Source organism: Catenovulum sp. 2E275, assembly GCF_025515275.1.
In the GTDB taxonomy this organism is placed as follows: Bacteria; Pseudomonadota; Gammaproteobacteria; order Enterobacterales; family Alteromonadaceae; genus Catenovulum.
On sequence record NZ_JAOPFU010000040.1, the window covers coordinates 26,855 to 39,223 of the forward strand.

10 protein-coding genes are annotated in these 12,369 nt (G+C 37.7%); 2 read left to right on the top strand and 8 right to left on the bottom strand.

Annotation, left to right across the window (positions count from 1 at the left end):
* Window positions 1-129 precede the first annotated feature (129 nt).
* From N7931_RS15550 to N7931_RS15580, 7 genes are all read right to left on the bottom strand, one after another.
* On the bottom strand, window positions 130-1,209 hold the full coding sequence (locus N7931_RS15550; RefSeq protein WP_262795268.1) for an extracellular solute-binding protein: 1,080 nt from the start codon (window positions 1,207-1,209) through the stop codon (window positions 130-132).
* Window positions 1,206-1,979 carry a spermidine/putrescine ABC transporter permease PotC gene (gene potC, locus N7931_RS15555; protein ID WP_262795269.1) on the bottom strand — a complete coding sequence of 258 codons (774 nt, stop codon included), beginning with the start codon at window positions 1,977-1,979 and terminating at the stop codon, window positions 1,206-1,208. The genes N7931_RS15550 and potC overlap by 4 nt, the downstream gene beginning before the upstream one ends.
* The gene (gene potB / locus N7931_RS15560) at window positions 1,963-2,835 is read right to left on the bottom strand and encodes a spermidine/putrescine ABC transporter permease PotB (protein ID WP_262795270.1); all 873 of its coding nucleotides are present in this window, start codon (window positions 2,833-2,835) and stop codon (window positions 1,963-1,965) included. Before potB ends, potC begins: the two co-directional genes overlap by 17 nt.
* Window positions 2,825-3,925, bottom strand: coding sequence for a spermidine/putrescine ABC transporter ATP-binding protein PotA (potA, locus tag N7931_RS15565; protein ID WP_316250587.1), 1,101 nt, complete (start codon window positions 3,923-3,925; stop codon window positions 2,825-2,827). Before potA ends, potB begins: the two co-directional genes overlap by 11 nt.
* Window positions 3,926-4,320: 395 nt before the next feature.
* Window positions 4,321-4,488 carry a hypothetical protein gene (locus N7931_RS15570; protein WP_262795271.1) on the bottom strand — a complete coding sequence of 56 codons (168 nt, stop codon included), beginning with the start codon at window positions 4,486-4,488 and terminating at the stop codon, window positions 4,321-4,323.
* A gap of 73 nt (window positions 4,489-4,561) precedes the next feature.
* Window positions 4,562-5,860: a tetratricopeptide repeat protein gene (locus N7931_RS15575; protein WP_262795272.1), complete on the bottom strand. Its 1,299-nt coding sequence runs from the start codon at window positions 5,858-5,860 to the stop codon at window positions 4,562-4,564.
* A 174-nt stretch (window positions 5,861-6,034) separates the two neighbouring features.
* Window positions 6,035-7,579 carry a tetratricopeptide repeat protein gene (locus tag N7931_RS15580; protein ID WP_262795273.1) on the bottom strand — a complete coding sequence of 515 codons (1,545 nt, stop codon included), beginning with the start codon at window positions 7,577-7,579 and terminating at the stop codon, window positions 6,035-6,037.
* A 262-nt stretch (window positions 7,580-7,841) separates the two neighbouring features.
* Here N7931_RS15580 and N7931_RS15585 point away from each other — a divergent pair, with 262 nt between their 5' ends.
* Both N7931_RS15585 and N7931_RS15590 read left to right on the top strand, forming a co-directional pair.
* The gene (locus N7931_RS15585; protein WP_262795278.1) at window positions 7,842-10,220 is read left to right on the top strand and encodes a pectinesterase family protein; all 2,379 of its coding nucleotides are present in this window, start codon (window positions 7,842-7,844) and stop codon (window positions 10,218-10,220) included.
* Window positions 10,221-10,389: 169 nt separating this feature from the next.
* Window positions 10,390-10,737, top strand: a complete 348-nt coding sequence (locus N7931_RS15590) for a Fis family transcriptional regulator (RefSeq protein ID WP_262795274.1) — start codon at window positions 10,390-10,392, stop codon at window positions 10,735-10,737.
* Window positions 10,738-10,776: 39 nt separating this feature from the next.
* Here N7931_RS15590 and N7931_RS15595 read toward each other — a convergent pair whose 3' ends face one another.
* Entirely contained in the window at window positions 10,777-12,159 is a 1,383-nt protein-coding gene (locus tag N7931_RS15595; RefSeq protein ID WP_262795275.1) for a glycoside hydrolase family 28 protein, read from the bottom strand.
* Window positions 12,160-12,369: the final 210 nt, after the last annotated feature.

Sequence of the window (12,369 nt, forward strand, 5' to 3'; positions counted from 1 at the left end):
CTAAGCAGATTCAATAGTACAGTTTGATGCTAAAAATGCTTGATTGAGGATATGTAAAACGGATGAGTTTGAGACAGGTGTTTTACGCAGTTAAGCTGCATAAAACACCATAACTCTATTGCTCAATAATTATTTACCGGCTTTTAATAATTCCCAGTATTTTTCATAAATCAGGTTAGCTTCGCCTAAATCCTGATGAAAAGACCCTTTTGCAATATCTTCGCTAGACGGGAAAATCATTGTATTGTTACGTAATTCTTCATCTAATAAAGCATAAGATGCTTTATTTGGTGCAGCATAACCTAACTCTTCAATGGCGGCTTTTCCGCTTTCTGCACGTAACATAAAGTCGATAAATTTATGTGCATTTTCAACGTTTTCAGCATTTTTAGGAATAACAAAGCTGTCTACCCAAAGTACAGCACCTTCCTGCGGGTAAATAAACTTAACATTCCCCATTTCTTGCTGAGCCATATAAGCCTCACCGTTCCACATCACACCTAAATCGACATTGCCTTGAATTAATGGCGTTTTTGGCGAATCAGAGTTAATCACTTTAATGCTTGGCCATAATTTTTTAAGTTCTTCGTATCCTGCTTTAATATCTGCTTCAGATGAGGTATTTAATGGTTTGCCGGCTACTTTTAATGCCATTGCAAACATATCGCGTAAATCATCCATAATCATTAAGCGGCCACTAAACTCAGGTTTCCATAAGTCGTGCCAGCTTGTGATACTGTCAGCATCAACTTCATCGGCATTAATGGCAATTGAGGTTGAGCCCCAAAGATAAGGTACACTGTAAGTGTTTTGCGGATCATACTCTTTATTCAGCATGTCGGTGTCTAAATTAGCAAAATTACTTAATTTAGATTTATCAATTGGTTGTAATAAATCTTGCTTACGCATTTTTTCTAAAAAGTAAGTTGATGGTACAACAATGTCATACCCTGCGCCGTCTAATAATTTAACTTTAGCAAACATAGCTTCGTTACTTTCGTAAGTTGCATATTCAACTTCAATGCCGGTTTCTTCAGTAAATGCGGTTAATACGTCTGCCGGAATATATTCTGTCCAGTTGTAAACAACGACCTTTTGCGCTTTTTGTGGTTTTTCTTCTGCTGTGCTTACAGTTTCTGGCGCTTTATTATCAGAACAAGCTGACAGCGCCATGACTAAAGTGGTCGCAGCTAAAATCAATTTTTTCATAATGTTTTATCCTTTCGAACAATCAGTTGTGAAGCTATAACAATCAATAGTGACACCACAAGTAATATAGTTGAAATTGCATTAACTTCCGGTGACACACCCACTTTAACCATTGAATATACTTTTAATGGTAAAATTTCGTAGCCAGGCCCTGTAACAAAAGCACTGACAATCACATCATCGAGCGACAATGTAAAACTTAATAACCAGCCCGAGACAACCGCAGGTAAAATCAGCGGTAAAATCACTAAGCGAAAAATTCGCCATTCAGAGGCCCCTAAATCTCTAGCGGCCAAGATCATACGTTTATCAAAGTCATTTAATCTTGCGTAAACCGCAATAATCACAAAAGGCAAACAAAATGTAATATGCGCAATTAACAACGAGATAAATCCTAAGCTGATCCCTAAAGTGATAAAAACGATTAACAGTGCAATCGCCATGACAATATCCGGTGTTAACATGCTTACAAACACCATGCCAGATAAGAATTTTTTGCCTTTAAAATCGTAACGATACAAAGCAACCGCAGCTAAAGTGCCAATCACAGTCGCCATAGTAGCAGCGATAATACTGACAGTTAAAGAATTTAATGCCGCTTGAATTAAAGCATCGTTTTGCACTAATTTTTCGTACCATTTTGTGCTAAAACCCGTCCATTTTATGCCGTATTTTGATGCATTGAATGAGTTCACCACCAAAATAAAAATCGGCACATACAACAGCAACATTAAAATCGTTAAATATAAAGCCTTAGAAATCCGCGCCATCTATGCCCCCTTTTTTACTGACATATCGGGTTGCACGGTAATAAAGCCATAACATTGCGCCTAACAGCAGCATCATAATCACACTAAAGGCTGAGCCAAACGGCCAGTCGGCTGTGTTTAAAAACTGAGTTTTAATCACATTACCTAATAACAGGTTTTTTGCACCGCCTAATAAATCGGCAATATAAAACATCCCCATCGACGGTAAAAACACCATTAAACAACCGGCGACTATACCGGGCAAAGTGAGTGGAATCGTAATTAAACGAAAACGACTCCAACTATTGGCACCTAAATCGGTCGCTGCTTTATACAATCTGGTATCCAGTTTTTCTAATGACGAATACAAAGGAAAAATCATAAACGGCAGCAGGATATAACACAGACCTAAAATCACCGCGAACTGGGTATATAACAAATCAAGCGGTTTATCGATGATTCCACTAAACAGTAAAAACTGATTAATTAAACCATGTTTACCCAACATAAACTGGATGGCATAAGTGCGCACCAGCGAGTTAGTCCAAAACGGTACAATTAATAAAAACAACATAATCGCCTGCCAGCGTTTAGATAAACTGGCAACCGCCATCGCAAATGGATAACCCAACAACAAACAGGCAAATGTTGCCAACAAAGACATTTTGAGTGAATCCCACAATACTTGTAGATATAACCAATCAAATGTACGGGCATAACTGTCAATGGACGGCTGGGCAGCCACTAAATCAACTGGATCTCGGGTTAAAAAGCTGGTGATCACCACTAATAGATTTGGAAAAAACACAAACAGCACTAACCACGAGCTGATTAAGCCAATGCTTAAAAACTTAAAAAAGCCGCGATCAAGCTTCATAAGGCAGCACCACTTCCCAACCGGCAACCCAATTAACCGCTACTTTTTGATTTGGGCGATAATCAAACGACGGATCATCTTCATCAAAAAATTCGCTGGCCATTAATTCAGCCCCAGACGATAGCCGGATTAAACTGTCTAATGTTTTGCCTTTATAAGTACGCTCAACAATTGTACCCACTAAAAATTTATCAGGATGATCCGCTTCAATATATTCCACCCGTAAATCTTCCGGACGCAATAATACATTGACTTTATCACCTACACTAAAGCTATGCTCAGCGTGTAAGCGCCATCTTTGCTCTTCCACTTTAACTTCATAACTTTGCTGACCATCTACTGATACAATTTCGCCTTCAAGCTGATTGATTTCACCAATAAATTTGGCGACAAATAACGAGTTTGGCTCTTCGTAAATTTCGCGTGGAGTGCCCACTTGCTGGATTTTCCCCTGATTCATCACCACCACCCGATCAGACATCGCCAAAGCTTCTTCCTGATCATGTGTGACATACACAAAGGTAATACCAAGTTTACGCTGTAACCTTTTTAGCTCAATTTGCATTTGCTGGCGCAATTTATAATCGAGCGCAGATAACGACTCATCTAACAATAATAATTTAGGACGATTAACCACAGCGCGGGCAATCGCCACCCTTTGCTGCTGGCCACCAGACAATTGAGCAGGTTTACGCGATGCTAAATGCGCTAACTGAACCATTTCTAAAGCTTCGTTAACTCTTTGTTTAATTTCAGCTTTTGGTAATTTACGCATTTTTAAACCAAACGCGACATTATCAAACACTGTCATGTGCGGGAATAACGCATAACTTTGAAACACAGTATTAATGGGCCGTTGTTCTGCTGGGATTTGGCTAATATCCTGCTCAAGCAAAATAATATCGCCGGTATCCGCAGTTTCCATGCCTGCAATTAAATTTAACACTGTACTTTTGCCACAACCGGACGGTCCTAACAGGGTAAAAAATTCACCATCATAGATGGTCATATTAAAATCCTGCAAAACCTGATTGCCTGCAAATGCTTTAGATAGATGATTTAAACTCAGTAGTGGACGCAGCTCAGTCAATTGTCCCAAACTCCTTAATTAAATGAAGGAATATAATCAACTTGAATTTTGGATAACTACTCACTTTCAATAAGCTATAGTTTCTATAAGAAAGCTAAATTTATCTTATTGCGAAAATATACTGCTTTTGAAAATAAAAATAATTGTTAAGTCAATTAAAATCAATTAATTAGCTAGTTTTAATCCAGATTTCAAGTTATGTAAAAATGGCTAAGATTTTAGGCCTAAGAATTAGCGCAGAATATAATCTAAAATATGAGGATAACAAGAATTTTTTTATCAAGAAATAAAAAATGTCTGATATTTTGCCTCTGTTGAATAACTTACTAATTCATTAAAAAAGAGCATCGTACTAATTAGTAGGTTGATACTTTCCTACAGAGGCTTAGAGTTGCTTAATTTGTTTCATCAATAACTGTAACTGTGCCATCCGATGTCCAGCCAGCCAGCATTTTTTGCCAGTCGTTAACATCCCAATTTAAATCATCCGCCAAATCAATTGCTTCACGAATATGTACAACCGTTTGTTTTAAATCGCGCGGTTCTTTTTTAAAGTTCACCATGGCCTGTAAATATTGATATTGCGGATTCTTGTGCTGTTCATCCGGTAATTTTGCTAACCAATCTGCTGCTTGCTCAACATTGTGTAAATGTTTGATCCTGCGCTAATAATTTAAGCTCAGCAACAGATAAATATGCATGAACATAAGCTTTGTCGGCTGCATTTTCAAACCAGAATAACGCTTTATGCTCGTCTGATTTCACCCAAGGACTATCTAACAAAATTCGGCCTAATCGGTATTGCGCCCGACTAACACCTGCTTTGGCCGCTTCACTTATCCAAAAAATACCGCGCTCAATATCGGTTTGTTCACGATACAATTTTAATCCATATTCAAACTGAGCGAGTGGATGCCCAACTTTAGCTAGTTTATCCAAAACCTGATCCAGTTCTTTACCATCTTTATCCAGCCAATTAAAAGTGCTGAGCGCCATTGCATAATGGTACTGATCGGTTAAATCTTCGCTTCTTTTCCATAGCCGGGTTTTACGAAACAACCAGCTATATAAATCTTCATACTGGTTTTGAATTTTAGCTTTGGTATAACTGGCTAAACCAATATAACTGCGGTTAATAAAAAGCGTTTTGTCGGATTCAAAAAAAGGCACAGCGTCCGATTTATGCTCTGATAAATCGGCTAATGCTTCCTGATATGCTTGATTAGTTTCAGTGACTGACTGATTTAATTCCAAATTTCGGCTAGAGCCATCCCGAGCAATTTCATAATCAATCACAGCATAAAATGGCCGCGAGCGAATATCCTGCATTGTAGGTCGGCTAAAAAAGAAATCGGATTGAATGTCTTCACCTTCGGCTAATGAGCTGTCATCAAACCCCATCACTGCATCGTTATTGGTTTCTATTCCCACTGAATCAACAAAATCTTGTTTGTCTGAAATGTGTGGATTGCCTTGTTCGTCTAGCTCAGCAAAATAGACTTTTTGGCTGATTTTATTGTGATCAATCACTGCAAAATAACGATTGTGCACAACCTGCCAGCCATAACTTTGCTTAAAGGTATCAGATAACACCTGAATTTTCGCTTTGCTTTCATCAGGCGTATTTTTTAATAGGTCAGCGACAATTTGCTTTGAATCTAAAAATGATTGCTCAGCCGCTAAATCAAACCAAAGCAAGGCTTTAAGCTGGCTTTTTTCTACTCCCAAACCGTTTAAATATAAAACACCTAATTGATAAAACGCATGAGCGCTGCCTGTTTCAGCTAAAGTCAGGTAATCTACTTTTGCCAAATCATATTGTTTTTGTTGGAAATATTGATCAGCCTGAGTAATATCAGCCGCAAAGCTGGTGTGTGAAAATAAATAACCTGCCAACAGCAGGCTAACAGATTTGGAAATCAGTTTTGCTTTCATATCATTCCTTTGACTTTGTTTTTATTCTTTAAATTTAGTTTAGAGGCTGTTTATCTTTTAAGTTAGGTTGAAATAAATTAACTAATCTAAAACAACAAGGCTAGTGGTTTAATACTAGCCGGAGTTTATTCAAAAGTTATTTATATGTAAATAAAATAATACTATTGTATCGTTTTACAGTTTAGCCAGTGGTTGGTCTATCACTTTTACTTTACCATCATTGGTCCAGTTAGCTAACAACTGTTGCCAGTAGCTTACATCCCAATTTAAGTCTTGGCCTAACGCAATCGCTTTTTCAATATGGTTAACTGCCAAATTAAGTTCGCGTGGCACTTTTTTAAAGTTAACCATAGCCTGTAAGTATTCAAATTGTGGATTAGTCTGTAAATCAGTCGGAATTTTAGCCAAATAATCATGAGCACTTTCCACATTGTGTAACTCTTGATTATCCGATAATAAATTTAACTCAGCTAAAGATAATAACGCGGCCGGGTGCAACTGTTCTGTAGCTCGAGTTAACCAAAACACAGCTTTGCTTTCGTCTTTTTCAACCCAAGGGCTATTTAACAAAATGCTTCCAAGCCGATATTCAGCTTTAGCAATCCCCGATTTTGCCGATTCTCCCAGCCAATTAATCGCTTGATTAATATCTTTTTGCTCACGGTAAAGTTTTATGCCTAACTCATATTGCGCCAATGGATGGCCTTGTTTTGCCAATTTAGTTAATACGTGCTCTAACTCGTTTTTATCCTGTGCTAGCCAGTTAAAATTGGTCAATGCCATAGCATATTGAAACTGCCCTTCAGCAGATTGGTCCTGTTTTAATTTTTTAGCGGCTCTGACTAAACCGGCATACACATCTTCTCTATGATTACGTACATATTGCTCGGTTTGTCCAGCTAAGCCAATAAAAGATCGGTTAAAAAAGCTAACCTTAGTCTGTTCAAACTGTGGTGGTGGACTATTAAACTCTTTCAAATTTGCAACCGTATGCGGATGTAGACGGCCTATTTTTTGCTCAAACTGAAGGTTACGTACAGAACCATCAGGTGCAATATCATAATCAACTACAGCAGAATAATCGCGCATAAAAAGATCACTAGAAGATAAACGTCCAAAAAAGAATTCGGCTTGGTTTCTGTCAAGTGGCGGATTCAAATCACCGCGATATTTAACGCTAGGTTTAGTTTGCTGATTAACTGAAACGCCGTTGATTTCATAGGCTTTAGTATCGTGAAAAGTTGCAGGTATCGTTACGTTTTTATTTTGTCCAAAATAAATTTTATCCTGGGTGATACTAGATTTCACAATAGGAAAATAGAGTGTTTGAATAGCCTGCCAACCATGCTGCTTGCGAAACTCTTGCTGTAGATTTTGAATATTTTGTTGTGTTTGCGGCGCTGCTAATTTTAATAAATCGGCGACTACTGCTTTGGCATCTGCATAATTTTGCTCAGCAGCTAAATCAAACCATAACACGGCTTTAAGCATATTTTCTGTTGTGCCTAAACCTTGTAGATTCATCACACCTAATTGATAAAATGCTTTTGCGTTACCCACTTGCGATAAATCTACATAGGCTTGTTGGGCTTTTGCATAATCCTGATTGATAAAATACTCATCAGCCTGATTAATATCACCAGCGTAAACCAGTGTGCTAATAGCAAGTCCAGAACTTAATATAAGGGATTGAATGAATTGAGCGATTGGTTTTTGCATTATAAATTTCCTTTGCATCTTGGTTTAAAATCAAACTACTACACAAGTAGAAGTTATGTTCTAATGTGAAATTTGTCAATAAAAGTTTTTTAATTTATTTGTATCTCGTTACTCTTTACTAAAATAAAATTTGCTTTAGCTGTTAATTAAAACCGGTTAAATTATTTAGCTTACAACCTTTTTTGCAGGAAGCCACATGACGCTACTGAATGACAATCTCTACATAAAAAATTTATATTTTAGAATCTTCGCTTTTACATTGATGCTTTTCACATTGTTATTTTGCTCAGCTTGTGGCATTCAAAATTCAACAAAGTCTACGCCTTTAGTCACTGAAAAAACCAACAGAGTCGCTGACTATGACTTGTTGGTAGATGGTCATTTAGCAGCGGATGACCCGCAAAATAATCGTTACAAAACTTTACAGGCGGCTTATCAGGCTGCTAAAGCGGGTACAGCAGATAAACCAACCGTAATTGGGATAAAACCTAATGTATATCTGTTAACTGGCGGAGAATATGAGCCGGGTTTAACTATTACTAAAAATTATATTAGTTTAGTGGGTTTAACTCAGGACAGACGTAAAGTTGTGCTGGCTGACAATCGAGGACTACAACAAGGCGCAAGCAATAATGGATTTGTATTGGATGTGAATGCAACCGGCTTTAGCGCTAAAAATTTAACTATTTTAAATTACTGCAATATTGATTATCAGTATCCGGATAATCCGGCAAAAAATTTAACTAAACGTTCAAATGTGATTACTCAAGCTGTTACGCTTCAAGCCAGAGGCGATAAACATATTTACCAGAATGTGCAAATTTTAAGTCGGCTGGACACTCTGTTTTTAATGACCAAACGCGCATTTTTTGACAAGGTTTATATTGAGGGGACTGACGATTGGGTTGGCGGTGGTGATATTAGCTACTGGCAAAACAGTACATTCGTTTTACCAACTGGTAACGGCGTTATTTTGTCGATGAATAATGTTTTTAAAAATAGCCGTTTTATCTCAAAACAGGGTTTGCAGTTTTATAAAGTTGGTTTTAATAGCCATTTACGTCCGTCGGTATTAATTGACAGTAAAATTGAGTTAGCAGAAAACGGGCTGGCCAGCTGGATGCGTGAGCAACCTCCGGAGCGCCCTTATCAATATTCGCTAATTTGGGATGTGCAAGATCAATACAAACAAGCTGTGAATATTGCCGACAGCCCTTATGCAAAAGAGAGCCAAAAACATAGCCGGATATTAAATAAAGCCGAATTAAAAGCTTATAACCCGTGGAATTTACTCAGAGCTGTGCCGGGTGAGCAGCCGGATAACTGGGATCCAGCTAATGTACGGGATAAATATAAACATGCCGAAACCGAAATATTCAGAATAAAGCTTTTGTCATCCAGCCCAACCATTAATTCAAAACAACCTGAATATCAGCTCATTACCGGAGAAAATCCAGTCATTTTACAAGCACAGGTTTTTCCGATTTATGCGCAAAATCCACAAATAAGTTGGTTTAGCGCCTCTAATTTAATTAAGTTAAATCCGCTTGAAAATAATCAAGTTGAAGTCAGCGGACAAAATTTTAGTGAACAAGCTAAGTGGGTTGCGGTTCATGCCAAAGCCGCTAATGGTCACTTTGTGACAGCATGGTTTTATGTAAAACCAGCTTTATTAGCGCCGCCCACAGTGGATCAAGCGCCTAATATTAGTGTGAGTCAGCATAAACTCAGCTTAAATTATCAACTTGATTTAGCAGGCCGCAGCGACCAGTCTAAAATAAACTGGTATGTTTGCCGCACTCAAGCTTGCGATAATCCCAGACTTTTCGCCCAAAATAATGCTGCAATTCCGGCTAAACAAATAGAGCTATTACCGGGATTAAATGGTCAATTTATTAAAGCGGAATTATTACCAAAACATAGTCGTTCTGGCTATGGCAAAAGCATTAGCGCAATCAGCAAACAGCCGATCAGTTTGCCTAATGCCAATAATTTAAGCGGCGAAAATAACCCTAGAATAATTCGCGCCGATTTTTCTAATTTGGCGGCTCAAGCCAGCACAGAGTTTTATTCGGGATTATTTAACTTAACCGATAACTGGCAAATTATCGCTGTGCCAGAGCAAACTCAGGTATTAGGTTTACATTCGGTTAATCCGGCAAAAATCATTTATCAGGCACTAAAACCAGCCACAGATATGCGGTTAAAACTTGCATTTCGACCAGATAAGTCAGCTGGTCAGGTATTTTCTGTACCCGGCTCACCGGCTGACAGTGGCGATAATAATTTACATGCTGATTTTTTAATTAAATATGATGCGCTCAGCCAAACGGGCTATTCACTCAGATTTTGGCGTACTACTCAAGCCGCCGATAAAGTGATGTTTCAGCTTTACAAAATTGAACAAGGCAAAGGGACGCCATTAAGCGATCAGCAGGTCTTGTCCGGTGTATTTAAACGCAATACCCAAATCGAGTTAAGTGTTAAAAATAACCAGTTTTCAGTTACCGCATTTAATAGTAAAGATGATCAGGTTTTAAACCTAAGCGCCAAGATTGAAGAAAACCATTTTGGCGGTGCAGGCATTAGCTGGCCACGTGGTTCATCAGCGATATTTACTCTATTTGAAATCTTATATTAACAAAGCAATTGCAATAATCGTTGGGCTGGGCATTCAAAAAATTTATGAGTGCATACCAGCCTAATAAAGAATAAATACATTGTATAAATCTAAAGCCTGTGGCAAAAATAAAGTACACTAAATTAAAAACCAAACAAATAAGTTCGATATTTTAATCTCACATATTTTTATGAATAAAAAACTAGATAAGAAAATTATTAAACAACTCACTAAAGTCTGTCATACCGCACAAATAGAGATACATGGGTTTGAATGGTTAACCCACTTAGTTGATCTACAAAATCCAGATAAGAGTTTAACCGTTATCTGCGTATTTAATACAGACGAAAGCTTACTTTCAGCTAAAAATAAAGGCCTCTTAGAACAACTAAATCAATGGATAATGAAAGAGTTGGGAGATATTGGTATTAAATTACATAAACCCAAGTTACAAATTGAATTTGATACTGAACAAGCCTGTGAAGCTCAGCATCAGGGTAACTGGGAAAAGCGGCTTATAAAACACAGATTAAATTAAAAAGTATGGGCGCGTTATACACGCCCTAACCTTAATTGATTATTTCACTGTCACGTTTTCAACAAAATTGCCAATTTGAATGTCTTTTTTGGTTAGTTTTTTTCCACCAAGCGTTACATTTTCAATTAAAATATTGCGCACATTTTGCTGCGCTGAATACCCTTCAATCACAGATGGATTCAACCCAATCGTATCGCCGCTAAACTCAATATTTCGCACTGTGACATCACGGATGCCTCTGCCCGGTTTATGCGAGTATTTATCGTTAAACAGAGTTCTAAAATTAAACAGCATGCCTTCTTGCACATCTTCAATTCTGAAATCTTCAAACCGGATATTCTGCACTAAAATATCATCACTATTACTAATGGCCATCACCCCCTGATAATTTCTGTCGTCCTCATCATGGCCTAATACATCTATATTTTTAAAGTGGATATTTTCAACCGTTTCCGCTGAGTTAGGATTACCGTGCAAGCCAATATTAATTGGGTGTGCAATATCAACCCATAAAGTTGAGTTTGTTACCTTAATATTTTTTGAGTCACCGTAATAATCCCAGCGGTGACCATAAATCGCAATCGCATCATCTGAGGTGCGTAAAAATACATTGTCAATTTCAACATCTGAGCAAGACATCATATCAATGCCATCTGTCCAAGGTTTAGCACTAAAGCTTTTTAATGACGAAATATTAATCTGGCTGGATTGCCCACAAAATACAGTGTAATGGTCAGGATTACGAACAATAGGTCCATCAATTGTAATATTCTGACTGTAAGTAATTTCAAAACCTCGCTCAGGATGATTAATAATTCCAGGCCCGATAATTTGCACATTTTTAGCTTGGTTAATTAATATTTTTCCTTGTAATACTGCGCCGCCGTGTAAATACACTAAAGTATTAGACGGAATTTCAAAGTAATCTTTACCTTCAGGTTCGTGCAAACCCGCTTCAAAAACCATTAAGTTTTGCTGAGCCGTTTTTGGCTGGCTATATGTTTTATCAGCAAAAATATGCAAGTTATGCAGGCGATCGCCATTAAATTCAATCGATAAATATTGTGGTTTGCTCATTGTAAAATAAGCCGTATTGCCTTTTATTTCACTACGAACCTGTTTTGATAAAGGACGAATATCCAGCGAATTAACTTGGCCGTTATTTTTGGTAACGGCTAATTCTACTGGTTTATCCATAGTAAAATTAACCATGCTCGCATTTTGCGGGTTATCTAAATCAACCTGAACATTGTATTCATACAAATCTTGCCACGGCTGACCCGGCTCGCGTACTCTAACGGTAAAATCGTCATTATGATTTTTATATAACATGGCTCTGGGCACATCATAAGTTTCCAGCGCGCTGGCATTAAAGCCAGCACCTGCAAGTAATATCAAACTAATAACCGTTAAAGCTTTCATATTTTCCCCTTTATTATTTTTAGTTAGCCCAAAATTGTTTTATTTAACCTCAACTCGGGTTAAGGTGTATTCTAACTAATTGAATTATTTAACCTTATAATTCCACATGGTTTCCAACGAGAATTTTTTTGTGCGGACAAGGCAAATTCACGCGTCAATAGCTAGTCTCGGCTTTAGTTCCGACGTCGCTCTACCTCCCCCATCCATGGG

What these genes read in the sequence shown, in the direction of transcription:
- N7931_RS15550 (WP_262795268.1), bottom strand. Translation starts at nt 1,209, where the DNA reads ATGAAAAAATTGATTTTAGCTGCGACCACTTTAGTCATGGCGCTGTCA.
- potC (WP_262795269.1), bottom strand. Translation starts at nt 1,979, where the DNA reads ATGGCGCGGATTTCTAAGGCTTTATATTTAACGATTTTAATGTTGCTG.
- potB (WP_262795270.1), bottom strand. Translation starts at nt 2,835, where the DNA reads ATGAAGCTTGATCGCGGCTTTTTTAAGTTTTTAAGCATTGGCTTAATC.
- N7931_RS15570 (WP_262795271.1), bottom strand. Translation starts at nt 4,488, where the DNA reads ATGGTGAACTTTAAAAAAGAACCGCGCGATTTAAAACAAACGGTTGTA.
- N7931_RS15575 (WP_262795272.1), bottom strand. Translation starts at nt 5,860, where the DNA reads ATGAAAGCAAAACTGATTTCCAAATCTGTTAGCCTGCTGTTGGCAGGT.
- N7931_RS15580 (WP_262795273.1), bottom strand. Translation starts at nt 7,579, where the DNA reads ATGCAAAAACCAATCGCTCAATTCATTCAATCCCTTATATTAAGTTCT.
- N7931_RS15585 (WP_262795278.1), top strand. Translation starts at nt 7,842, where the DNA reads ATGCTTTTCACATTGTTATTTTGCTCAGCTTGTGGCATTCAAAATTCA.
- N7931_RS15590 (WP_262795274.1), top strand. Translation starts at nt 10,390, where the DNA reads ATGAATAAAAAACTAGATAAGAAAATTATTAAACAACTCACTAAAGTC.
- N7931_RS15595 (WP_262795275.1), bottom strand. Translation starts at nt 12,159, where the DNA reads ATGAAAGCTTTAACGGTTATTAGTTTGATATTACTTGCAGGTGCTGGC.